The sequence below is a fragment of the Kosakonia oryzendophytica genome (assembly GCF_027886705.1).
GTDB classification, from domain to species: domain Bacteria; phylum Pseudomonadota; class Gammaproteobacteria; order Enterobacterales; family Enterobacteriaceae; genus Kosakonia; species Kosakonia oryzendophytica.
The window spans coordinates 1,245,394-1,266,481 of sequence record NZ_CP115659.1 but is presented as its reverse complement, the minus strand read 5'-3'; the positions used below and the strand labels follow the sequence as shown (position 1 = coordinate 1,266,481).

Below are 21,088 nucleotides of genomic sequence, written 5' to 3'. Positions count from 1 at the left end.
GTATAAACGGCTTTCAGATTACTGGCGGCTATCGTTCGCCTGACGCAATAACACGCGGCTTTCACTTTGGAAACGCTGGGCATAATCACCAAACCAATGCTCCACTTTTCGAAAGCTGTCGATAAATGCCTGCTTGTCTCCCTGCTCCAACAAACCAATCGCCTCGCCAAAGCGTTTATAGTACCGTTTGATCAACGCCAGGTTGCTGGACGACGACATAATAATGTCAGCATAAAGCTGCGGATCCTGAGCAAACAGCCGGCCGACCATCGCCAGTTCGAGGCGATAAATTGGCGAAGACAGCGCCAGCAATTGCTCCAACTGAACATTCTCTTCCGCCAGATGCAGCCCATAAGCGAAGGTGGCAAAGTGCCGCAGCGCCTGGATAAACGCCATGTTCTGATCGTGTTCAACGGCGCTGATACGATGCAAGCGCGCGCCCCACACCTGAATCTGCTCCAGGAACCACTGATACGCTTCCGGCTGCCGCCCATCGCACCAGACCACCACCTGTTTAGCAAGACTGCCGCTGTCCGGACCAAACATCGGGTGTAACCCCAGTACGGGCCCTTGATGCGCCGCCAGCATGGCCTGTAGTGGGCCACTTTTTACCGACGCAAGGTCGACAAGAATGCAATCATCCGGCAGCGCGGGTAGCTTCGCGATCACCTGCTCAGTAACATGGATCGGCACGCTGACAATCACCATGCCAGCATCCGCCACCAGTGCCTCGGCCTGCGCCCAGTCATCTTTTTCCAGAATGCGAACCTGATAACCGGAAAGCGTCAGCATTTTGGCAAACAGTTGCCCCATTTGCCCACCGCCGCCGACAATGACCACTGGCCGCAATTCAGGGTAGAGCGTTTTAAAACCTTTATCGTTTTCGCTTGAGTAGGACTCACGCATCACACGGCGCAGCACATCCTCAATCAGATCGGGTGGTACCCCCAGCGATTCAGCTTCTTTCCGGCGCGACGCCAGCATTGCCGCCTCACGTTCAGGGACATAAATGGGCAAGCCATAATGGCTTTTCACTTCGCCAACTTGTGCCACCAGTTCCAGACGGCGCGCCAGTAATCCCAGCAGCGCCTTGTCAACATCATCAATCTGATCGCGCAACGCGGTCAATTCAGCAACCATAACAACCTCTTAAGCAAGACGCGTCGCCAGACTATTGCGCAGGTCTTTATCAATCTCACGCAACAACGCTTCCGTGGTTTCCCAACTGATGCAGGCATCCGTCACGGAAACGCCGTACTTCATTGCACTGCGCGGTTGTTCAGAAGATTGATTGCCTTCGTGAATGTTGCTTTCAATCATCAAACCGGTAATCGACCGGTTGCCATCTTTGATTTGAGCAACGACGGATTCCGCAACGGCAGGCTGGCGACGATAATCTTTATTGGAGTTACCATGACTGCAATCTACCATCAGCGACGGCCTGAGTCCCGCCTGAGCCATCTCTTTTTCGCACTGCGCAACGTCCGCCGGGCTGTAGTTCGGCGCTTTACCGCCGCGCAAAATCACATGCCCGTCCGGGTTACCCTGCGTTTGCAACAGGCAGACCTGACCGGCCTGGTTGATACCGACAAAGCGGTGCGGCATCGCAGCAGCACGCATGGCGTTGATCGCCGTGGCCAGGCTGCCGTCGGTGCCGTTTTTGAACCCCACAGGCATCGACAGACCGGAGGCCATTTCGCGGTGCGTCTGGGATTCCGTGGTACGTGCGCCAATTGCCGACCAGCTGAACAGATCACCCAGGAACTGCGGGCTATTCGGATCCAGCGCTTCCGTCGCCAGCGGCAGTCCCATGCTGACCAGCTCAACCAGCAGACGGCGCGCAATCTTCAGTCCGCCTTCCACATCAAACGAGCCATCCATATGCGGATCGTTAATCAGCCCCTTCCAGCCAACGGTAGTACGGGGTTTTTCAAAATAGACGCGCATCACCAGGTAGAGGCTATCGCTGACCTCTGCGGCAAGGGCTTTAAATCGACGAGCGTACTCAATCGCCGCTTCCGGATCGTGAATAGAGCAAGGACCACAAACCACCAGCAAGCGCGGATCGCGCCCGGCAATGATATCGGAGATGGTCTGGCGAGATTGCGCGATTTGCGCTTCTTGCTCCGTGGTCAGCGGAAATGTCGCTTTTAATTGATCCGGTGTGATCAGAACCTGTTCGTCGGTGATGTGTACGTTGTTCAGCGCGTCTTTTTGCATGATTGCGATCCTGTGTGACTCGTTTGCGATAGTTGTTCCTCTTGCGAGGATGACGTAACCATACCACAAGCGGTAAAGATTTCAATCCACAATTCGTACCGTTTACTTTACACAATCAAATTAAAAGCCATTTTACAGTGCAATTACTGTAACGGTAGCGTTACACAAACAAATGGCGCGGGGTTAGCCGCACCATTTGTCATTAGCCATTAGCCGACCTCGATCTGCGCCTCCTGACGATGACGCCTCCAGCGTATGATATCCATCAGTATAAACACCAACAGGCTGCCCCCCAGTACCGGCAAAGCCAGTCCCAGCAATAATGCCAGCGACGCAGTGATCGTACGCCCCACCACGCTCAGATGCAGCCAGCAGTACAGCAATGTTCCCGCCGGGTTCGTACTTGCCCGAGCCGGACGACGTATCCACCATAGCCGGTAGCCCAGTACGATCGTGACACAGAGTGCGCTGCCAAAGGCGATCAGCAGTAACTGATTCGGCAGACCAAACAGTACGCCCATATGGAAATCGACGCCCCAGCGCGTGAGTTTCGCCATTAACGGGAAATCAGCAAATCGGGTGCGATCGATAACCGCCATGCTGCTGCCGTCAATGGCTACCGCATCAACCTGCGTGGGCCAGCGACGATCGATTTCACTTACCGTCCAGGCTTTATCGGCGCTACGCGGCGGGCGGATTTCCAGCTTAGTGGCGGAAATGCCAGCCTGCTGCGCACTCTGCAGCACCTCATCAAACTGCACCCAATCGAGCTGCATATCAGGCATTTCCATACCGTCATGGTGCGCATGGTGTTCCGCATGTGGATCGCCAATCGTTGCCATGCCATGCAGTTGTGTATTGAGTTGCGGAGTCATCCAGCCAAACGCGGCGCGCAGACGATCAACATTGCCGCCAGCCCATTGTGACCAGGTCAAGCCGGTTGCTGAGAACAGCAACATTCCCGCCAGCAAGATCCAGCCGAGCGAAACATGCCAGCGCCGATGATGTTGCACCGGGTTATTGAGCCGCCGCTTTGGTCGGGTGAAAAACCACAACGCAATGCCACCCAGCGCCGCCACCCACATCCAGGACGCCGCCAGTTCACTGTAAATACGCCCGACATCGCCGAGCAACAATGAACGGTGGGCGTAATCTATCCACTGGCGCAGCGGCAAAATCCCGCTGGTGCCATAAACCGTCATATCGCCCTTCACTTGCAAGGTCATTGGGTCAATAAAAATGGCGCGATTTTCCGACTCGCCAAGCCGCGGATCGGCAAACATCACACGTGTCGTGTCGTTACCGCTCAGACCAGGACGCACCGCATGGAGACGCAGATGCCCGCCGGTCACCTGCTCAGCAATGGCAATCTGTTCCGCCAGCGGCTGGCGTTCCCCCTTCTCCACGCCGTAAAGCGCATCCTGATAGAGCGCGTTTTCGAGCTGCGGCGTCGCCACGTATAAAGTGCCAGTCAGGGCGGCGATAAAGATAAACGGCCCCACAAACAGACCGATGTAAAAATGCAGGCGTCGTAGCAGGTTCAGCCACGCCGCACGCGGGGTGCAGGAAGTCATACTTTTCCTCAGAAATAGCAAAAAGATGCCGTTACGCCAGGGCGTACGGGCAATATTATCGTGTCAGAAAAAGCAGACGCGCGGCGGCGCGCGGGTATCTGGCCAGAGCCAGGGAAAGAAGTGCCAGTGCGAAACCTCTTGCTTTCCGGGGGCCAGGCGCATACGCAATACGCGCCCCAGTAGCAACATGGCGACAAGGAAAATCAGGCCAGGAACATGCGCCAGCAGTACGCAATAGCCACACGCTTGGGCGTGGTCGAGCGGCATGCTCTGTGAGGGTATTTCGTGATGACGCATTTGCGCATGCGACATCTGATGATGGTCAGGCATTGGCATGCTCATCTCATGATGCATGCCCGCCATCGCCTTCATCGAATCGTGTTGCAACGAGACGGAAATCAGCGGGGCGATGAGGATCAGCAGGATCGAAAATAACGCCAGCCAGGCGGCCGCGCGTTTTGCTGCATACTGATGAAAAATACGCTTCACCCCTTCTCCTCCCGATCGAAGCGGCATTGTAAATTAATCATCACCAGAAGGTTAATTTTTTCACCAAAAAGAACGAAAAGCGGTTGGCATCCCTCGAAGAGAGCACGAAAAAACTAGTTAAGACGCTTTTCCCTCGCCTCTCCACAACACGCTCATAACCGTTACCCACCAATGCCTTACCCCCTCTTTCACTGCAATAAATTGCAGCGTTATGCAACTTCTGCCGCCATTTTGCCGCCATTAAAATGCGCCAGCGGGTTCAGGGTTACCGCGTCTTCCAGATGATCGGGCGCGAAGTGGGCGTAACGCAGGGTTTCACGGATATTGGCGTGACCCAGAATACGCTGCAGTACCAGGATATTGCCGCCATTGGTCATGAAATGCGCGGCAAAGGTATGGCGCAACACATGGGTTTTCTGCCCCTCGGCCAGTGCGATATCGGTGGACGCCAGCATTTTGCTGAACGCCGGATAGCACGGCTGGAACATCTGCCCCTGCAATGGCGCAAGCTCGTCATACAACCACTGCGGAATGGGCACGGTACGGTTCTTGCCGCCCTTGGTTTTCACAAACGTGATTTTATTGGCCGAAAGCTGCGTGCGCTGAAGGTTTTCCGCTTCGCGCCAGCGCGCGCCGGTGGCAAGACACACCTTCACCACCCGCGTTAAATCGCGATTCCCGAACGCGTCACAGGCCGCCAGCAGTGTGGCGATTTGCGGCGGTGTCAGCCACGTCATCTCGCGCTCTTTCTCGCGAAACGTCCGTACCCCCTCGAGCGGGTTCGGTAACTGCCACTCCCCCAACCGACTCAACTCGTTAAACACCGCACTGAGATACTGCTGCTCGCGGTTCACCGTCACCGGCTTCACCTTCCAGTTCGCCGGATCGCGCGTGTAACCATTATCGATTTCGCCACTCAAACGCCGATCGCGATAGTGCGCCCACACTTTCGCGGTCAGCTCCGTCGCCAGCGGGTCGCCGAGCCCCCGGCAGACAATCTCCAGCTTAGCCATCCGCGATTTCCCGGCCGCCAGCGACTGCCCATGCAACTTAAACCACAGCGCAATCAGATCGCTCAACCGACGGCGGTCCTCTTTTTCGCCAAGCCAGGGCTTCTCCTGCGCCTCCTGCTTTGTCCAGCGCTCAAATGCCTCGGCTTCACCTTTGGTAGGAAACTGCCGACGAATACGTCGCCCCTCCCGTCCCTGCGGATAGAGCTCGCACAGCCACTTCCCATTTTTCTGTTTGCTGACCGTCATGGTTACCCTAAACGTGTTTTTCCAGCGTAAAAATCACCACGCCAAACGGCTCAATCTCTGTCACGTTGCACTCAAAATCCGCCGAATGATTGGTAAGACGCACCTTGCCGCCCGGCAAGCGCACCACATCAAACACATCCAGCACATCATCAATGCGGATAAACCAGCGACCGTTACCGATTTTTTGCGCGGAAGTGTCCACCAGCCAGCCCGCATTCAGCCCTTCAATAAAATTCAGGCTGTCGACGGACGACGGTGCCAGGCTACGATCCAGCAACCACATGCCCGCCTCTTTCAGTTCGCCGGACTCATGGCGATATTTCGGGATACTCAGCGCCGCCTCGTGTTGCACAGCCGACGTGGACGCGGCGGGATACATCTCGCCTTTGCCGGTCGCCAACCAGTTGAGCGACACGCCGGTATCCAGCGCGCACGTCACCACCACATCGCCGGGGAAAAACTCACGCCGCACCCAGGTACTGATGGTTCCGGAAGAGATATCCAGCAAATCACCGAGATCTTTTTGCATCTGAAACCCGTATGCATCGAGGATTCGGCGCAGCACCGGGCGCCCGCCGGTCGATAAAATCTCGTTGTACAACGCTTTGCCTTTCGGTGCGGGTTTATCGGTTAATTTTGCATTTGCAAACTCACCTTCCACCAGCCAGTGCAGATCGGCCCCGGTATCGAGCGCACATTTGACCACTGCTTTATAGGGCACGCTCTCGCGCTGGATCCAGCTACTGATATTGTTCGCCGGCACATCCAGCGCTTCGGCGAGCGCTTTCTGGCTGGAGACGGAATAGGACGCGGCAATGCGCTCAATCACATCCTGAACACTCATCTTGTTTTCACTCATGCATACCAACTTCGAAAAAGTGATTTACACAATCGCATTTGCGATTTATATTGCTGTGCATAGACCAAAATGCACACCAGTGCAGTACATTTCAAACCACAGGAGATAATGCGATATGTCAGATGCAAAATCAACGCCGTCTCATCCGTTATCCGACTCTCAAATGCAATCCGGAAATTTCACCCATGGCCAAATGGATGAGCTGATGTCCGCCCTGTTGCCAGCGTTGCAAACGCTGATCCGCTCGGCGATGTCCGACGCGATGACGGTGAAAGATTTCGCCGCCATGCGCGGTATCAGCGAACGTCTGGTCTGGCAATGGCTTGACGAAGGCATATTGCTCAAAGCCCCGACACGCGACTATTCCGTGGCGCAACATGCCGGGAAACGTAGCCGTACGTTGATCAATGTGAAAGCCTGGCGCGACAAATTAACGCAGCAGGCCATCGACTGCCGCTATATCGATCACCGCGCCGGCACATCCTTTAACTGAGTTTGCTTTTGCAAGCTCAGAAGAAAACAGGAGAGAGTATGGCTATCACAGCAGACCGCATCAGCGTACCGCTCAGCGCCGGAGAACGACTTAACGGGCTGAACCATATCGCCGAACTCCGCACCAGTCACTGGGGCGATAGCTGGCCCGAAGTGGCGCGTTTTATCGAGGATTTGTGCGATAAGCGCGACGCGCAGTACGACGAAAACAGCCGCGCACTGGCGGCGATCTTCTTTCTCGCCCGCGTGCCCGCGGCCCGCCAGGCTCTCGGCCCACACGCACTGACGCTTGAAGAGAAGAGAGCCGTGATCAGTGCAATGAACCATTTCCGCGCGGTCGTCAGCCTGTTTCCGAAACGCCTGACCCTGCCGCGCTAACCCCCAATCCGTAAGCCATGGCGTCCACCCGCCAGGCCCCCTTTTGCCCGCAATCAGGAGAAACCCAATGCACCACACCCTAAGGAGCGTTACCGATGGCCGATGAAATGGATCTCGTACAACAGCGTGAGCTGGAAGAGCGCGAACGGTACATCCGCCAGGCACGCAACCGCCTGCTGTTACCATCGCGTCTGACCTGCGAAAACTGCGATGCGCCTATCCCCGAAGCCCGCCGTATGGCGCTGCCCGGCGTGACCTGCTGCGTAACCTGCCAGCACCGCGCCGAACGGCAAGATAAACACTACAGGAGGCGCTAATTGGCGATCTCGTGGGCTTTTCCGTGGAACGCGCCGCGTCCGGCGATTGCCAGCCCCTACCTCACGCATGCCGAACTCCACCGTCGCAATCAGCTGATTGCGGCGTTGTTGCAAGCCCGTCATGCGCTGGCGCTGCAACCGGAGTGTGTACGCCTGCCAATCATGCGCACGGCGGATACGCTGGAGAAGCACCACGGCGAGGCGCGCGCCAACGCCTGGCTGCGCCACGTTGTGGCGCGTACGCTGCCCCGCCTCAACGCGGTCACACAGCGTTACCAACTCACCTGCATTCACCAGCGCGTATCGAAAGCGGTATTTAATGGCCACTTCGATACACAGGTTCAGCGCGACCTCGCGAGCCGGCTGGTGAATTTACTCGCCCGCTACAACCGCCTACCGGACATGACGAAAAAAGCGATCGACCGGCTGTCGGCGGACATCGCCAATTTTATTCGCGGCGAACTGGCAGATATCGATAACGCCGACGACGCCGAGCTGAAAACCCTGCATCGTTGGTATATGCGCGCGGGGATCATCGCCCTGCAATTCAACGTCACACCGCCGCACTGGCAACGAGTCACCCGCAAACTGGCCAACGCCAGCGACCTCGCCCCGGCCGTGATCCGCCTGTTCAGCGAACAGTGGTGGCGCGGGCATTTACGCCGCATCGCTGCACAGTGGCGGGAACATCTCCAGATCGCACTGGGCAACGTCAGCAAGAAAAAACACCCCTACGCCAGCCAGGATTGCGTCAGTGCCTGGCGCGAGCAAAAACGCCGTAACCGTGAGTTTCTCAAAGGCATGGAACTCGAGGACGAAGAAGGTAACCGCATCAGTCTGATCGATAAACACGATGGTTCGGTAGCCAACCCGGCGATCCGCCGCAGCGAGCTGATGACGCGCATTCGCGGGTTCGAGACCATCTGCCAGAACCTGGGTTACGTGGGCGAGTTTTACACCCTGACCGCCCCTTCCGCCTGGCACGCCACCACCCGCACCGGCTACCGCAATCGGAAGTGGAACGGTGCCAGTCCGGCGCAGACCCAACGTTACTTCACCGCGCTGTGGGCGCGTATTCGCGCCAAGCTGCACCGCCATAATCTGCGCGTGTTCGGCATTCGCGTGGCGGAGCCGCATCACGATGGCACCCCGCACTGGCATCTGTTGCTGTTTATGCAGCCTCAGGATGTTGCTCGCGTACGCGATATTACGAGCGAGTACGCAAAACTTGAAGACAATCATGAGCTTAATAGTGAAAAAGCGAGGAAGGCGCGCTTTGACGCGCAGGCGATAGATTCACGGAAGGGCAGCGCAACCGGTTATGTGGCGAAGTACATCGCTAAGAATATCGACGGTTATGCGCTGGAAGGTGAAACCGATCACGAGAGCGGTTCACCGTTGCAGGAAACCGCTTGCGCAGTGGCGGCATGGGCCTCGCGCTGGCGTATCCGCCAGTTCCAGTTTATCGGCGGCGCACCGGTCACGGTGTACCGCGAACTGCGGCGCATGGCCGACAGCGAAACCGCACGCGGGTTAAGCGTGGAGTTCGCACAGGTGCATGACGCCGCCGACGCCGGTGACTGGGCTGGCTATGTGAATGCGCAGGGCGGGCCGTTTGTACGCCGCGACGACCTGCAAGTGCGCACATGGTACGAGGAGGAGAACATGTTTAATCAGTATGGCGAAACGATTGTAGCCATTCGCGGCCTGTACGACACCACCGTCGGCGCGGGTTCGCCGGTGCTCACGCGGCTGAAGAAATGGAAGATTGTGCCGAAGCGTACGGACCTTGACCTTCAGGGCGCATCTGCGCCCTCTTGGAGTTCTGTCAATAACTGTACGCCCCGGCGGGAATGGCAGGCGGGCTGTTGCCAGTCTCCTGACAAAATTGCGGCGCAATTCACAAAAAACAGAGGAGAGAAACCGTTATCAGAAAACAACAATACTTTTTCTAATCATCAACATAGGTATCAAGATGAAATATTTTTCGCTTCCCATTACTATTAGGCTTATGATACTGTACATCCATACAGTAAAAGCACATGAGGGGATTCATGGTGTCTGAACGTTTCGAAAAATCGCAGTTTAATTGGGCGTGCGTCAAACTGATTACTGATCTGGCGCTACTTCATCGCTGTACCAGGGAAGAGATGGAACTCGCCATGACCATGGTGTCGAACATCGCACACAGCGAAACCCCAGGGGTAGCAGATAAGGAGCTTTTTTACCCCGCCGAATAACGCTCTGCCGCCTTCCTCAGGCAGAGGCATTTACAGCATTGCGCGCCAGCCGCCACCGGTCTGGCGCGCGCTTTTGTTGTTCTCCCCTTTCTGCATCATTACGGCTTTCTCACGTTGTGCCAACGCTTAACCAGCCCTGACAGATGGCGTCTGTCTGCCCCACCCACGACACTTGAAGCTGGAAACACTCCCTCCAGACCGCAAGAGATCCGAACACGATGAATGCAATTACACAACAGGGCGACACCCTCGACATCCTTTGTCTGCGCTATTACGGCCGCACGGAAGGCGTGGTCGAAACCGTACTTCTGGCCAACCCTGTACTGGCGGAACTCGGGGTGATCCTGCCCCATGGCACCCGCGTTGAACTGCCGGAAGTGGCGGTCGCCACGGTGAACGAAACGGTGAACCTATGGGCATGACCATCGAAAAAGTCACCTCGTCGCTGGCGTATTGGATCAGCGTCGCGCTGACGTTTTTTGGCGCGATGACGCCACAAGACTTCGCCGCCTGGTTTGGCGCGCTCGGCGTTGCCGTTACCGTGGCGGTGAACTGGTATTACCGCCGAAAGAGCTATCTGTTTCTCAAATCCTGCGCCACGAGCCAGGAGGTGATCAATGGGCTTACCCGTTAAACGCTGTAGCGCAGCGGTCGTGCTGGCGCTGGCGGCACTGATACCGGACTTCCGCTTACTCCATACCTCGCAGCAAGGGCTGGCGCTGATTGCCGATCTCGAAGGTTGTCGGCTGCGCCCTTATCAGTGCAGCGCTGGCGTCTGGACGTCCGGTATTGGCCATACCGCCGGCGTCACGCCGAAACGCGATATCACGGAAAAAGAGGCGGCGGTCAACCTGGTCGCCGATGTCCTGCATGTTGAGCGTCGACTGTCGGAGTGCGTAACGGTGGCGATGCCGCCGCAGGTCTACGACGCGGTGATCAGCTTTGCGTTTAACGTCGGTACCGGTGCCGCCTGCCGCTCAACGCTGGCGTTTTTCCTCAATAAAAAACAGTGGCAACAGGCCTGCGATCAGCTGCCACGCTGGGTGTTTATCGACGGTGTGCGCAATACCGGGCTGGAAAATCGCCGCCAGCGTGAACGCGCCTTATGTCTCCAGGGGACGTTATGAAAACCTGGCTAATTGCCCTGCTGTTGGGCGTCTGCGGCCTGCTGTGGCTGTTGCAGCAAAACCACACGCTGCGCACGTCGCTGGCACAGTCCCGCCAGCTAACCCAGGCGCAAAACAGCGCTATCGCACAACTGAACGCGCAGCTTACCGCCTCACGCGAACTGGCGGACAGCAACGAGCAGGCGCAGGTGGCGCTGCGCCAGCAACTGGATTCCGCCAGTGCGCAGGCGGTGCAGCGCGAACAGGCTATTACGAGGTTAATCAATGAAAACGATGCGTTTCGCCGCTGGTACAGCGCTGAGCTGCCTGATGCTGTGCGCCGGGTGCACCAGCGCCCCGCCTGCGCCTCTGCCGGTCACTGTTTACAACCGTTGCCCGCAGGTCAGTCTGTGCCCGATGCCGGCAAGTAATCCCCAAACCAACGGCGACTTAAGCGCCGATATTCGACGGCTTGAGCGCGCGCTGGAACAGTGCGCGTTACAGGTCGAAACCGTTAAACACTGCCAGGATGAGATAAATGCTAAAACCCGATACGCTGCGCAAAGCCCTGATGGACGCCGTCCCGGCCCTGCGCACTAACCCTGCCATGCTGCGACTGTGGGTGGATAAAGGCAAAAATATTGCCACCCTCTCCCACTCACTGTCGTTTGAAAAACAGTTCAGTCTGAATGTCGCCGTCAGTGGTTTTTCCGGCGATATCGACACGATCTTCGTGCCGGTGATGCTGTGGCTACGCGACAACCAGCCCGATATCCTCACCGTGGAAGCCGGCCAGCAAGCCTGTTTTAGCTGGACGCTGGTTACCAATAGCGACAGTACGCAGGATCTGGCCCTCACGCTGCAACTGACGGAACGCACACAGGTGAAGGAAGTGGATGGCGCGCTGTATGCCGAAACGCTGCCGGAACCGTTGCCGCCGGCGTTGGTGACCCGCCCGAAAGAGCTGTATGTTCACGGCGAGCTGCTCAGCAGCTGGTCCTCCTGATAACCCATTGCTCCCTGGCGTTGTGCCAAAACCCGGACAGCGTTGTCCGTTTTCCAAAGCCGGGGGCGCATAGCATCATTTCGCGTATGAATACACAACTCTCGCTCCAGGAAATGGCCCGCGCGCTGCGCAATATGATCCGCACCGGGATTATCGTCGAAACCGACCTTAACACCGGGCGTTGTCGTGTGCAGACAGGCGGCCTTGTTACTCAGTGGCTGCAGTGGTTAACCCACCGCGCCGGTCAATCACGTACGTGGTGGGCGCCTTCCGTCGGCGAGCAGGTGTTAGTGCTGGCGGTCGGTGGCGAACTCGACACCGCCTTTGTTCTGCCCGGGATCTATTCCGACGATCGCCCGGCACCGTCCACTTCGGCGGATGCCTGGCATGTTGCCTTCCCGGATGGCGCGGTAGTTGAGTACGAACCCCAAACCAGCGCCCTGAAAGTCAGCGGCATCAAAACCGCCGAGATCAGCGCCTCACAATCCATTACCGCCAGCGTGCCGGAGGTGTTAGTGAAGGCATCCACCCGCGTCACGCTGGATACCCCGGAAGTGGTCTGCACCAATAAGCTCATCACCGGCACGCTGGAGGTAAAAAGCGGCGGCACGATGCGCGGCAATATCGAGCACAGCGGCGGTTCGCTGTCGTCCAACGGCAAAGTGCTGCATACCCATCAACACCCTGGCGACAGCGGCGGCACAACAGGAGCACCTCTATGACAGTTCGTTACAGCGGGTTAAACCGCACCACTGGCGCGAGCCTGACCGACACTGCGCATATCCGCCAGAGCATCAGCGACATCCTGCGTACGCCGATTGGCTCGCGGGTGATGCGCCGCGATTACGGCTCGCAATTGTTTGAGATGATCGACCAGCCGCAAACCCCGGCGCTGGCACTGCAAATTCAGGCGGCGTGCTATATGGCGCTGCTGAAATGGGAGCCGCGCATCCGCGTCAGCGCGGTGACCGTTGAGCGCCAGTTCGACGGCAAAATGATTGTCAACCTGACCGGCCAGCTTGCCAGCACCGGTGAATCCCTTTCGTTAACCCTTCCTGTGAGTTAAAACCATGCCGATTATCGATCTGAGCCAGCTTCCTGCGCCGGACGTGGTCGAGGAGCTGAATTACGAAACTATCCTCGATGCGCGTAAAGCAACGCTGATTTCCCTGTTTCCAACGGATGAGCAAGAGGCAATCGCCCGTACGCTGGCGCTGGAATCTGAGCCGTTGACCAAGTTTCTTGAAGAGAACGCCTACCGCGAAGTGATGTGGCGCCAGCGCGTCAACGAAGCCGCACGCGCGGTGATGCTGGCCTACGCCGCCGGGAATGACCTCGATGTGGTTGCCGCCAACAGCAACACCGCGCGTCTGACCATCACCCCGGCGGATGACAGCACCCTTCCGCCGACCGCCGCCGTGATGGAGTCCGATAAGGATCTGCGTCTGCGCGCGCAGCAGGCGTTTGAAGGATTAAGCGTCGCCGGGCCGGTGGGCGCGTATGAATACCACGGGCGCAGCGCCGACGGACGGGTGGCGGATATCTCCGTGGTCAGTCCGAATCCGGCGTATATCACCGTGTCGGTGCTCTCTCGCGAAGGCGATGGCAGCGCCAGCGACGAACTGGTCGCCATCGTCGATAAAGCCCTAAACGCGGAAGATGTGCGCCCGGTGGGTGATCGCGTGACGGTGCAAAGCGCACAGATTGTGCCGTACCAGATTAACGCCACGCTCTATTTCTACCCTGGACCGGAATCCGAACCGATTCGCCAGGCCGCCGAAGCGCAACTGAAAGCCTATATCAATGCCCAGCGCCGACTTGGCCGCGACATTCGCCAGTCGGCGATTTATGCCGCCCTGCATGTTGAAGGCGTGCAGCGTGTCGAGCTGAGCGCCCCGCAAAGCGATCTGGTGCTCGACAAACATCAGGCGTCGTATTGCACCGCGTGGAGCATTCAGGCCGGAGGTACCGATGAATGATGACCGCCTGTTACCGGTTGGCTCCTCAGGACTTGAGGTAGCGGCAACCACAGCGGCGGCGCAAATCGAACGTGTGCCGGTGCCGCTGCGTACCTTGTGGGACCCGCAAAAATGCCCGGCTGAGCTGCTGCCTTACCTGGCGTGGGCGCTGTCGGTCGATCGCTGGGATTACACCTGGCCGGAAGCCACCAAACGCAACGTGATTGCCGCCTCTTTTTATGTTCATCAGCACAAGGGCACCCTCAGCGCCCTGCACCGCGTTGTCGAACCGCTCGGTTTTCTGATTGAGCTGCGCGAGTGGTGGCAGGACAACGCCGAGCCTGGCACCTTTAAGCTGGTGATTGGCGTGCAGGATCACGGCATCACCGAGGCGATGTACGAGGAGCTGGAGCGGTTGATTGATGACGCCAAACCCGCGAGCCGCCATCTCACCAGCCTGAATATTAGCCTGAGTACGCAGGGTGAGTTTTATGTCGGTGCGGGCTGTTACCTGGGTGAAGAGCTGACGGTTTACCCCTACGCGCCGGAAGAGATTGTTGTTGGCGGTGAGAGCTTCCCGGCTTCCGCTGTTCATTTGATTGATGACCTGAGAGTTAACCCATGACCACCAAATATTTTGCCATTCTGACCAACCTGGGGGCGGCGAAACTGGCGAACGCTACCGCGCTTGGCCGTCAGCTCAAACTGACGCAAATGGCGGTCGGCGATGCTAACGGCGCATTACCCACGCCGGATGCCGCGCAAACCGCATTGATTAACCAGAAACGTATTGCGCCACTGAATACGCTGACTCTCGATCCCGGCAATGCCAGTCAGATTATTGCCGAACAGGTGATTCCGGAAACCGAGGGCGGTTTCTGGATCCGCGAAATCGGTCTGTATGATGATGAGGGCTCGCTGGTTGCCGTCGCTAACTGCCCGGAGACCTATAAACCGCAGATGCAGGAAGGCAGCGGTCGCACGCAAATTGTGCGCATGCTATTGGCGGTATCGTCGCCGTCGTCGGTGACGCTGACCATTGACCCGGCGGTGGTGCTGGCCACGCGTAAGTATGTGGATGATAAAGTCATTGAGGTGAAAGCCTATGCAGACAGCCTGCTGGCGAATCACCTGGCTGCTGCCAACCCGCATCCGCAATACGTGAAAGTGGCGGATATCGCCTACTACACGCCGATTGGCGTGCCGGTGCCTTACCCTGCGGCAATGCCGCCTGACGGCTGGCTGTTGTGCAATGGCGCGGCATTTGATAAAGCCACCTGGCCTGGGCTGGCAGCGGTGTACCCGTCTGGCGTGTTGCCTGATCTGCGCGGCGAGTTTATTCGCGGCTGGGATAATGGGCGCAAGGTGGATACCGACCGGGTGCTGTTAAGCGCACAGGGAGATGCCATTCGCAATATCACTGGCTCAATAATTGCCTATCAATCAGGTTCTAACGGCGTGGTAATTCCAACTGGTGTCAGCGGCGCACTGGCCACTTTTAACTCTGGCACCAATAACACGATCACGCCTGTGCCCCAGTCCGTATCTCCAACCACTAACTATGGTGTCAGATTTGATGCGTCGCTCGTTGTGCCAACATCAACTGAAAACCGCCCACGCAACATTGCTTTTAACTATATCGTCCGGGCAGCGTAATGCCCGTATTGCCATTCTGTTAAACACAGCGCCATCTGGCGCTTTTTTTTATCCCTCGTCGTTGTGTCAGCCCGTAATAAACCCCGTTAAATGGTGTTCGTCTGTGGCTGAACGGAAAATAACGCCTGTCTTAACCGCGATGTTTCATTCATCCACAAACAACCAGAGAGTTAACGCATGTCCGCAAAATATTTTGCCATTCTGACCAGTCAGGGTGCAGCGAAGCTGGCGAACGCAACGGCGCTAGGCACAAAACTTACTCTTACGCAGATGGCGATCGGCGATGCCAACGGCGTGTTGCCGACCCCCGATGCTTCGCAAACGAAACTGATTAACCAGAAACGTATTGCGCCGCTGAACCGGCTTTCTGTTGACCCCAACAACGCCAACCAGATTATTGCCGAGCAGGTGATTCCGGAAACCGAAGGGGGTTACTGGATCCGCGAAATCGGCCTGTATGATGACGACGGCGTGCTGATTGCCATTGCCAACTGCCCGGAAACCTATAAGCCGCAGATGCAGGAAGGCAGCGGGCGTACGCAGACGATTCGCATGGTGGTGGTGGTCTCGTCAACGGCGGCGGTCACCCTCAAAATTGACCCGTCGGTGGTGCTGGCCACACGCCAGTACGCTGACGACCTGATGAATAATCATATTAAGGCCAGCAACCCGCACACTCAGTATGCGCCGCTTGCCAGCCCGGTATTCACCGGCGCGCCGACCGTGCCCAATACTCCTGTCAGCAACTACGGGCAGCAAATCGCCAACACCAAATATGTGCGTGATGTTATCGCCGATTATGACGGCATTCTTCCTGTCGGCGCGCCAGTCGCCTGGCCGCAGGCAACACCGCCGGGCGGTTGGTTCAAGTGCAACGGTGCCACGTTCGATAAAGTGCAATTCCCAAGGCTGGCTGCAGCCTACCCTTCTGGCGTACTGCCGGATCTACGTGGGGAATTTCTTCGTGGCTGGGATGATGGACGTGGGGTAGATGCAGGAAGAGCGTTATTAACTGCACAAGGAGACGCTATCCGCAACCTGGTGGGGTCGATTCCTTGTGTTGCCCCCTACGGATTCGAGCAACATGTCAGCGGGATTTTATACGGAATGGGAATGCCACAAGGCGGGGGATCGTCAGAAACCCTGGCTAACGGATATGGAATTGGTGTTAACGCCTCACTCTCCGTCCCTACCGCGGCAGAAAACCGACCGCGCAACATTGCATTTAATTACATCGTGAGGGCTCAATAATGTCGCAAGCAACGCTGAACCAGAACCTGATTGCCACCGCTGCCGGGGAGATCACTGTCTATAACTTTGATGGTGAGACGCGCGAATACTACTCTACGTCGGTAGAGTACCTGGCGATTGGCGTGGGTATTCCCGGCAATTCGACCGTTGAACCACCGCTGGCGGCGAAAAACGGTTTCGCGGTGTGCTGCGCGACCGATGGCCGCAGTTGGCAATACGTTGCCGATCATCGCGGCGAAACCGTTTATAATCTCGAAAGCGGTGAAAAAACGTCTATTACCACGCTGGGTGATTACCCGGCGAACGTGACCACGCTTGCCCCGGCAACGCCGTACGATAAGTGGAACGGCAGCACCTGGGTCACCGACAGCGCCGCACAGCATGCCGCGCAAATAGCCAGCGCAGAGCAGAAAAAAACGCAGTTGCTGAATGAAGCGAAAAACACCATCAGCCTGTGGCAGACGGCCCTGCAACTGGGCCGCATTAGCGATGCCAATAAAGCGCGGCTGATCGCCTGGATGGATTATATTGATGCCGTGCAGGCAATGGATAGCGCGCAGGCACCGGATATCAGCTGGCCTGTGCAACCGGCATAATACGCAACGGGCTTCGGCCCGTTTTTTATGCCGGGTTGTACCAGACCGCAGCCAACCCCGACCGATAGCCCCCTCCCACATCTGCACCGGACAATGTCGTTTACTTATCCGATAACCGAGAGTGAACGCATGACTGCGAAATATTATGCCATTCTGACCAATCAGGGAGCAGCGAAGCTGGCGGCCGCCACGGCGCAAGGCACCCGGCTTAACATTACCCGCATGGCAGTTGGCGACGGTAATGGCACGCTGCCCTCACCGAACGCCACGCAAACCAGCCTGGTGAACCAGAAACGCATCGGTGCACTGAATGTGCTGATGGTGGATAGCATCAACAGTAACCAGATTATCGCCGAGCAAATTATTCCGGAAAATGAAGGCGGCTTCTGGATCCGCGAAATGGGTCTCTACGACGATGCTGGGGTACTGGTGGCCGTGGCGAACTGCCCGGAAACCTATAAACCGCAACTGGATGAGGGCAGTGGCCGCACGCAAACCATCCGCATGGTGCTGACGATTTCGAATACGTCGGCCATCACCTTAAAAGTGGATGCCACGGTGGCGCTCGCCAGTCGTCAGTACGTGGATGACCACCTTAGCGATCATATTAAAGCCCCCAACCCGCACAGCCAGTATTTGCAAATTTCCCAGTCGCTGAAAGAGATAGCCGATTCGGGCCCCGCAGCCGTCGCTGCGGCGGTTAAAAACCTGGGGATTGAAGCATTGATTTCTGCGTTGTTGCCTAAAGCCAGCTTTACCCAATCTGATTACATTCGGATTCCGGATAAACCCGGCGGACTGATTATCCAGTGGGGGAATGTCATGTCCAATGCCAGCGGAGACGCCACCTGGACACACCCCACACCGTTTCCAAACCAGCGGCTCGGGGTTTGGGGAACCTTTAAACGTCTGGGTGTGGCAGGGACAGATTACCCGACTATCTCCTTTAATAACGTTTCAGATCCTGACCCGAGAGTGATGACCAATTTTCATCTGCGGATAAACGGCACGCCGGGCGTGTATGGCGCATTTACCTTTGCATTGGGGTATTAATATGACAACAGCCTTTTTTTCTCCCGCTATGAATGCGTTTATTCCAGCAGCATGGAAAGATGACGGGACCTATAACAACGAGACATGGCCGGTTGATGCTGTCGAAGCAACCGATGCAGAAGTCAGCGCCTATTGGTGCCAGACCCCGCCAAATGGTAAACAACTCGGCGCGGTTGATGGGCGTCCGGCGTGGGTTGATATTCCGCCGCTGTCCTCAGAGGAGGAAAAAGCGTTGGCGGATCAGCATAAAACGTTTCTGCTCAATGCCGCCACCGCAAAAATTGTTATCTGGCAGACGAAGTTATTAATGGGACGGAAACTCGCAGACAACGAAACCGCGCAACTTAATAACTGGATAGATTACATCGATAGCGTAACCGCGATCGACACCGCTACCGCGCCGGATATCAGTTGGCCCGCGCTGCCGGAATAAAACCGAACGGGCTGCGGCCCGTTTTTTTTGCCCGTCACTGTTGTTTCAGCCCAGCCCCAACGCCGATAAATAGCGCCCGACCCCGCCGCCCTGGAGAATAGCACTCACCCCAAAACCACGGAGTTAAACGGATGAGTGACTATCATCATGGCGTCCAGGTCGTCGAAATCAACGACGGCACACGCGTCATTTCCACTGTCTCAACGGCCATTGTCGGCATGGTATGTACCGCCAGCGATGCAGACGCTGAGATGTTCCCCCTTAATGAACCAGTGCTGATCACCAGCGTGCAGAGCGCCATTGCGAAAGCGGGCGTCAAAGGTACGCTCTCCTCTTCTCTGCAAGCCATTGCTGACCAGGCGAAACCGGTCATCGTTGTGGTGCGCGTTGCGGAAGGCACGGGCGACACCGCGCAGGCGCAGACCATTTCCAATATCATCGGCACCACCGATGCAAACGGTAAATACACTGGCCTGAAAGCACTGCTGACCGCTGAAGCGGTAACCGGCGTGAAACCGCGTATTCTTGGCGTTCCGGGTTATGACACCCAGGAAGTCGCCACCGCACTGGCCTCTGTCTGCCAGAAACTGCGCGCCTTCGGCTATGTCAGTGCCTGGGGCTGCAAAACCCTTTCCGATGCAATGAAGTATCGCGAAAACTTCAGCCAGCGTGAGCTGATGGTGATCTGGCCAGATTTCCTCGCCTGGGATACCGTCGCGAACGCGACTTCCACCGCCTACGCTACTGCCCGCGCGCTGGGTCTGCGTGCTTACATCGACCAGTCCGTTGGCTGGCACAAAACCCTGTCCAACGTTGGCGTTAACGGTGTGACCGGCATCAGTACTCCGGTGTTCTGGGATTTGCAGGAATCCGGTACCGACGCGGATCTGCTCAACGCGGCTGGCGTGACCACGCTTATCCGCAAAGACGGTTTCCGCTTCTGGGGCAACCGCACCTGCTCCGATGATCCGCTGTTCCTGTTTGAAAACTACACCCGCACCGCGCAGGTTATCGCCGACACCATGGCCGATGCGCATATGTGGGCGGTGGACAAACCGATCACCGCAACGCTTATCCGCGACATCATCGAAGGCATTAATGCGAAGTTCCGCGAGCTGAAAAGCAACGGGTACATCGTGGATGCCACCTGCTGGTTCGACGAAACCGCCAACGATGCCGTCACCCTGAAAGCCGGGAAACTGTATATCGATTACGACTATACGCCGGTGCCGCCACTGGAAAACCTGACCTTACGCCAGCGCATCACCGATAAGTACCTGGTGAATCTGGTCTCCTCGGTCAACAGCAATTAAGGAACCTGATAAATGGCAATGCCGAGAAAACTGAAATACATGAACGTGTTCCTCAATGGCTACAGCTATCAGGGGATCGCCAAATCCATCACGCTGCCGAAACTGACCCGCAAGCTGGAAAACTACCGCGGCGCAGGCATGAGTGGTGTCGCGCCTGTCGATATGGGGCTGGATGACGACGCCATGTCGATGGAGTGGACGCTGGGCGGTTTCCCGGATACGGCTATCTGGGAACTGTATGGCGCAACCAGCGCAGACGCCGTCCCTGTGCGTTTCGCCGGTTCCTACCAGCGCGACGACACCGGTGAAACGGTGGCAGTCGAAGTGGTCATGCGTGGTCGCCAGAAAGAGATCGACACAGGCGAAAACAAAGTGGGCGAAGACACCGAATCCAAAATCTCCGTCGTTTGCACTTATTTCAAACTGACGATGGATGGCAAGGAACTGGTGGAAATCGACACCGTTAACATGATCGAAAAAGTCAACGGCGTAGACCGCCTCGAGCAGCACCGCCGCAATATCGGCCTGTAATGCGCATCCCGGTCAGCCTCGCTGGCCGGTTCTTCCCCCGCTAATGGAACCACGAGGAACTCATGAGCAACGAAACTGACAACGTCATCACCCTGGAAAACCCGATCACACGCGGCGAACAGAGCATTACTGTTATTACCCTGATGAAACCGAACGCCGGCACGCTGCGTGGCGTGAGCCTGGCGGCAGTGGCGAATGCCGAAGTGGATGCGCTGATCAAAGTGTTGCCGCGCATTACCTCGCCGTCGCTTACCGAGCAGGAAGTGAGCGCGCTGGACCTGGTGGATATGGTGGCGCTGGCCGGCAAGGTGGTTGGTTTTTTGTCACCGGCTTCGGCACGGTAAGCTTTCCGGCGAA

General features: G+C 57.1%; 29 protein-coding genes. 23 read left to right on the top strand and 6 right to left on the bottom strand.

Features of this window, described 5'->3' with window-relative positions; all coding sequences use genetic code 11:
* Positions 1 to 18: 18 nt before the first annotated feature.
* The 6 genes from tyrA to O9K67_RS06240 form a co-directional block, all read right to left on the bottom strand.
* Positions 19 to 1,140, bottom strand: coding sequence for a bifunctional chorismate mutase/prephenate dehydrogenase (gene tyrA, locus O9K67_RS06265; RefSeq protein WP_061493618.1), 1,122 nt, complete (start codon positions 1,138 to 1,140; stop codon positions 19 to 21).
* A gap of 9 nt (positions 1,141 to 1,149) precedes the next feature.
* The gene (gene aroF, locus O9K67_RS06260; protein ID WP_061493617.1) at positions 1,150 to 2,220 is read right to left on the bottom strand and encodes a 3-deoxy-7-phosphoheptulonate synthase AroF; all 1,071 of its coding nucleotides are present in this window, start codon (positions 2,218 to 2,220) and stop codon (positions 1,150 to 1,152) included.
* A gap of 209 nt (positions 2,221 to 2,429) precedes the next feature.
* Positions 2,430 to 3,794, bottom strand: coding sequence for a PepSY-associated TM helix domain-containing protein (locus O9K67_RS06255; protein ID WP_061493616.1), 1,365 nt, complete (start codon positions 3,792 to 3,794; stop codon positions 2,430 to 2,432).
* Between the two features lie 63 nt (positions 3,795 to 3,857).
* Positions 3,858 to 4,283: a DUF2946 domain-containing protein gene (locus tag O9K67_RS06250; RefSeq protein ID WP_408612848.1), complete on the bottom strand. Its 426-nt coding sequence runs from the start codon at positions 4,281 to 4,283 to the stop codon at positions 3,858 to 3,860.
* A 209-nt stretch (positions 4,284 to 4,492) separates the two neighbouring features.
* Positions 4,493 to 5,542 (bottom strand): site-specific integrase, encoded by a 1,050-nt coding sequence (locus O9K67_RS06245; RefSeq protein WP_061493614.1) that lies wholly within the window; start codon positions 5,540 to 5,542, stop codon positions 4,493 to 4,495.
* Positions 5,543 to 5,549: 7 nt separating this feature from the next.
* On the bottom strand, positions 5,550 to 6,401 hold the full coding sequence (locus O9K67_RS06240) for a phage repressor protein CI (RefSeq protein ID WP_061493613.1): 852 nt from the start codon (positions 6,399 to 6,401) through the stop codon (positions 5,550 to 5,552).
* Between the two features lie 193 nt (positions 6,402 to 6,594).
* On the opposite strand from O9K67_RS06240, the gene O9K67_RS06235 reads away from it, so the two are divergent.
* From O9K67_RS06235 to O9K67_RS06125, 23 genes are all read left to right on the top strand, one after another.
* The gene (locus O9K67_RS06235; RefSeq protein WP_408612866.1) at positions 6,595 to 6,894 is read left to right on the top strand and encodes a Cro/Cl family transcriptional regulator; all 300 of its coding nucleotides are present in this window, start codon (positions 6,595 to 6,597) and stop codon (positions 6,892 to 6,894) included.
* 38 nt (positions 6,895 to 6,932) lie between these two features.
* A complete protein-coding gene (locus O9K67_RS06230; protein WP_061493611.1) occupies positions 6,933 to 7,271 on the top strand; it encodes a DUF5347 domain-containing protein in 339 nt (112 codons plus the stop codon).
* 95 nt (positions 7,272 to 7,366) lie between these two features.
* On the top strand, positions 7,367 to 7,588 hold the full coding sequence (locus O9K67_RS06225) for a TraR/DksA C4-type zinc finger protein (protein ID WP_061493610.1): 222 nt from the start codon (positions 7,367 to 7,369) through the stop codon (positions 7,586 to 7,588).
* Positions 7,589 to 9,595, top strand: coding sequence for a replication endonuclease (locus O9K67_RS06220; protein ID WP_082794140.1), 2,007 nt, complete (start codon positions 7,589 to 7,591; stop codon positions 9,593 to 9,595). It abuts the gene before it with no gap.
* Positions 9,596 to 9,642: 47 nt separating this feature from the next.
* Positions 9,643 to 9,828: a hypothetical protein gene (locus O9K67_RS06215; RefSeq protein ID WP_061493609.1), complete on the top strand. Its 186-nt coding sequence runs from the start codon at positions 9,643 to 9,645 to the stop codon at positions 9,826 to 9,828.
* 218 nt (positions 9,829 to 10,046) lie between these two features.
* On the top strand, positions 10,047 to 10,250 hold the full coding sequence (locus O9K67_RS06210) for a tail protein X (protein WP_061493608.1): 204 nt from the start codon (positions 10,047 to 10,049) through the stop codon (positions 10,248 to 10,250).
* Positions 10,241 to 10,462 carry an HP1 family phage holin gene (locus tag O9K67_RS06205; RefSeq protein ID WP_061493607.1) on the top strand — a complete coding sequence of 74 codons (222 nt, stop codon included), beginning with the start codon at positions 10,241 to 10,243 and terminating at the stop codon, positions 10,460 to 10,462. Before O9K67_RS06210 ends, O9K67_RS06205 begins: the two co-directional genes overlap by 10 nt.
* Entirely contained in the window at positions 10,446 to 10,955 is a 510-nt protein-coding gene (locus O9K67_RS06200) for a lysozyme (protein ID WP_061493606.1), read from the top strand. The genes O9K67_RS06205 and O9K67_RS06200 overlap by 17 nt, the downstream gene beginning before the upstream one ends.
* Entirely contained in the window at positions 10,952 to 11,365 is a 414-nt protein-coding gene (gene lysB, locus O9K67_RS06195; RefSeq protein WP_061493605.1) for an Rz-like lysis system protein LysB, read from the top strand. The genes O9K67_RS06200 and lysB overlap by 4 nt, the downstream gene beginning before the upstream one ends.
* Complete coding sequence (gene lysC / locus O9K67_RS06190; RefSeq protein ID WP_082794139.1) at positions 11,265 to 11,534, top strand: Rz1-like lysis system protein LysC; 270 nt, start codon at positions 11,265 to 11,267, stop codon at positions 11,532 to 11,534. The genes lysB and lysC overlap by 101 nt, the downstream gene beginning before the upstream one ends.
* Positions 11,473 to 11,940, top strand: a complete 468-nt coding sequence (locus O9K67_RS06185; protein ID WP_061493604.1) for a phage tail protein — start codon at positions 11,473 to 11,475, stop codon at positions 11,938 to 11,940. Before lysC ends, O9K67_RS06185 begins: the two co-directional genes overlap by 62 nt.
* Before the next feature lie 86 nt (positions 11,941 to 12,026).
* Positions 12,027 to 12,662 (top strand): phage baseplate assembly protein V, encoded by a 636-nt coding sequence (locus O9K67_RS06180; protein WP_061493603.1) that lies wholly within the window; start codon positions 12,027 to 12,029, stop codon positions 12,660 to 12,662.
* Entirely contained in the window at positions 12,659 to 13,006 is a 348-nt protein-coding gene (locus O9K67_RS06175) for a GPW/gp25 family protein (protein ID WP_061493602.1), read from the top strand. Before O9K67_RS06180 ends, O9K67_RS06175 begins: the two co-directional genes overlap by 4 nt.
* A 4-nt stretch (positions 13,007 to 13,010) precedes the next feature.
* On the top strand, positions 13,011 to 13,919 hold the full coding sequence (locus O9K67_RS06170) for a baseplate assembly protein (protein ID WP_061493601.1): 909 nt from the start codon (positions 13,011 to 13,013) through the stop codon (positions 13,917 to 13,919).
* Positions 13,912 to 14,523, top strand: coding sequence for a phage tail protein I (locus O9K67_RS06165; RefSeq protein WP_061493600.1), 612 nt, complete (start codon positions 13,912 to 13,914; stop codon positions 14,521 to 14,523). Before O9K67_RS06170 ends, O9K67_RS06165 begins: the two co-directional genes overlap by 8 nt.
* Positions 14,520 to 15,554: a phage tail protein gene (locus O9K67_RS06160; RefSeq protein ID WP_061493599.1), complete on the top strand. Its 1,035-nt coding sequence runs from the start codon at positions 14,520 to 14,522 to the stop codon at positions 15,552 to 15,554. Before O9K67_RS06165 ends, O9K67_RS06160 begins: the two co-directional genes overlap by 4 nt.
* Before the next feature lie 177 nt (positions 15,555 to 15,731).
* Positions 15,732 to 16,805 (top strand): phage tail protein, encoded by a 1,074-nt coding sequence (locus tag O9K67_RS06155; RefSeq protein WP_061493598.1) that lies wholly within the window; start codon positions 15,732 to 15,734, stop codon positions 16,803 to 16,805.
* A complete protein-coding gene (locus tag O9K67_RS06150) occupies positions 16,805 to 17,401 on the top strand; it encodes a tail fiber assembly protein (RefSeq protein ID WP_061493597.1) in 597 nt (198 codons plus the stop codon). The genes O9K67_RS06155 and O9K67_RS06150 overlap by 1 nt, the downstream gene beginning before the upstream one ends.
* 129 nt (positions 17,402 to 17,530) lie before the next feature.
* Positions 17,531 to 18,454 (top strand): phage tail protein, encoded by a 924-nt coding sequence (locus O9K67_RS06145; RefSeq protein WP_082794199.1) that lies wholly within the window; start codon positions 17,531 to 17,533, stop codon positions 18,452 to 18,454.
* A 1-nt stretch (position 18,455) separates the two neighbouring features.
* Positions 18,456 to 18,887 (top strand): tail fiber assembly protein, encoded by a 432-nt coding sequence (locus tag O9K67_RS06140; protein ID WP_061493596.1) that lies wholly within the window; start codon positions 18,456 to 18,458, stop codon positions 18,885 to 18,887.
* A 131-nt stretch (positions 18,888 to 19,018) separates the two neighbouring features.
* Complete coding sequence (locus O9K67_RS06135; RefSeq protein ID WP_061493595.1) at positions 19,019 to 20,200, top strand: phage tail sheath protein; 1,182 nt, start codon at positions 19,019 to 19,021, stop codon at positions 20,198 to 20,200.
* Between the two features lie 12 nt (positions 20,201 to 20,212).
* Positions 20,213 to 20,731, top strand: coding sequence for a phage major tail tube protein (locus tag O9K67_RS06130; protein WP_061493594.1), 519 nt, complete (start codon positions 20,213 to 20,215; stop codon positions 20,729 to 20,731).
* 62 nt (positions 20,732 to 20,793) lie between these two features.
* Positions 20,794 to 21,075, top strand: coding sequence for a phage tail assembly protein (locus O9K67_RS06125; RefSeq protein ID WP_061493593.1), 282 nt, complete (start codon positions 20,794 to 20,796; stop codon positions 21,073 to 21,075).
* Positions 21,076 to 21,088 lie beyond the last annotated feature (13 nt).

What these genes read in the sequence shown, in the direction of transcription:
- O9K67_RS06210 (WP_061493608.1), top strand. Translation starts at nt 10,047, where the DNA reads ATGAATGCAATTACACAACAGGGCGACACCCTCGACATCCTTTGTCTG.
- O9K67_RS06170 (WP_061493601.1), top strand. Translation starts at nt 13,011, where the DNA reads ATGCCGATTATCGATCTGAGCCAGCTTCCTGCGCCGGACGTGGTCGAG.
- O9K67_RS06185 (WP_061493604.1), top strand. Translation starts at nt 11,473, where the DNA reads ATGCTAAAACCCGATACGCTGCGCAAAGCCCTGATGGACGCCGTCCCG.
- O9K67_RS06130 (WP_061493594.1), top strand. Translation starts at nt 20,213, where the DNA reads ATGGCAATGCCGAGAAAACTGAAATACATGAACGTGTTCCTCAATGGC.
- aroF (WP_061493617.1), bottom strand. Translation starts at nt 2,220, where the DNA reads ATGCAAAAAGACGCGCTGAACAACGTACACATCACCGACGAACAGGTT.
- O9K67_RS06215 (WP_061493609.1), top strand. Translation starts at nt 9,643, where the DNA reads ATGGTGTCTGAACGTTTCGAAAAATCGCAGTTTAATTGGGCGTGCGTC.
- O9K67_RS06245 (WP_061493614.1), bottom strand. Translation starts at nt 5,542, where the DNA reads ATGACGGTCAGCAAACAGAAAAATGGGAAGTGGCTGTGCGAGCTCTAT.
- O9K67_RS06165 (WP_061493600.1), top strand. Translation starts at nt 13,912, where the DNA reads ATGAATGATGACCGCCTGTTACCGGTTGGCTCCTCAGGACTTGAGGTA.
- O9K67_RS06235 (WP_408612866.1), top strand. Translation starts at nt 6,595, where the DNA reads ATGGATGAGCTGATGTCCGCCCTGTTGCCAGCGTTGCAAACGCTGATC.
- O9K67_RS06160 (WP_061493599.1), top strand. Translation starts at nt 14,520, where the DNA reads ATGACCACCAAATATTTTGCCATTCTGACCAACCTGGGGGCGGCGAAA.
- O9K67_RS06240 (WP_061493613.1), bottom strand. Translation starts at nt 6,401, where the DNA reads ATGAGTGAAAACAAGATGAGTGTTCAGGATGTGATTGAGCGCATTGCC.
- O9K67_RS06125 (WP_061493593.1), top strand. Translation starts at nt 20,794, where the DNA reads ATGAGCAACGAAACTGACAACGTCATCACCCTGGAAAACCCGATCACA.
- lysB (WP_061493605.1), top strand. Translation starts at nt 10,952, where the DNA reads ATGAAAACCTGGCTAATTGCCCTGCTGTTGGGCGTCTGCGGCCTGCTG.
- O9K67_RS06230 (WP_061493611.1), top strand. Translation starts at nt 6,933, where the DNA reads ATGGCTATCACAGCAGACCGCATCAGCGTACCGCTCAGCGCCGGAGAA.
- O9K67_RS06255 (WP_061493616.1), bottom strand. Translation starts at nt 3,794, where the DNA reads ATGACTTCCTGCACCCCGCGTGCGGCGTGGCTGAACCTGCTACGACGC.
- lysC (WP_082794139.1), top strand. Translation starts at nt 11,265, where the DNA reads ATGCTGTGCGCCGGGTGCACCAGCGCCCCGCCTGCGCCTCTGCCGGTC.
- O9K67_RS06145 (WP_082794199.1), top strand. Translation starts at nt 17,531, where the DNA reads ATGACTGCGAAATATTATGCCATTCTGACCAATCAGGGAGCAGCGAAG.
- O9K67_RS06150 (WP_061493597.1), top strand. Translation starts at nt 16,805, where the DNA reads ATGTCGCAAGCAACGCTGAACCAGAACCTGATTGCCACCGCTGCCGGG.
- O9K67_RS06155 (WP_061493598.1), top strand. Translation starts at nt 15,732, where the DNA reads ATGTCCGCAAAATATTTTGCCATTCTGACCAGTCAGGGTGCAGCGAAG.
- tyrA (WP_061493618.1), bottom strand. Translation starts at nt 1,140, where the DNA reads ATGGTTGCTGAATTGACCGCGTTGCGCGATCAGATTGATGATGTTGAC.
- O9K67_RS06180 (WP_061493603.1), top strand. Translation starts at nt 12,027, where the DNA reads ATGAATACACAACTCTCGCTCCAGGAAATGGCCCGCGCGCTGCGCAAT.
- O9K67_RS06140 (WP_061493596.1), top strand. Translation starts at nt 18,456, where the DNA reads ATGACAACAGCCTTTTTTTCTCCCGCTATGAATGCGTTTATTCCAGCA.
- O9K67_RS06175 (WP_061493602.1), top strand. Translation starts at nt 12,659, where the DNA reads ATGACAGTTCGTTACAGCGGGTTAAACCGCACCACTGGCGCGAGCCTG.
- O9K67_RS06205 (WP_061493607.1), top strand. Translation starts at nt 10,241, where the DNA reads ATGGGCATGACCATCGAAAAAGTCACCTCGTCGCTGGCGTATTGGATC.
- O9K67_RS06200 (WP_061493606.1), top strand. Translation starts at nt 10,446, where the DNA reads ATGGGCTTACCCGTTAAACGCTGTAGCGCAGCGGTCGTGCTGGCGCTG.
- O9K67_RS06225 (WP_061493610.1), top strand. Translation starts at nt 7,367, where the DNA reads ATGGCCGATGAAATGGATCTCGTACAACAGCGTGAGCTGGAAGAGCGC.
- O9K67_RS06135 (WP_061493595.1), top strand. Translation starts at nt 19,019, where the DNA reads ATGAGTGACTATCATCATGGCGTCCAGGTCGTCGAAATCAACGACGGC.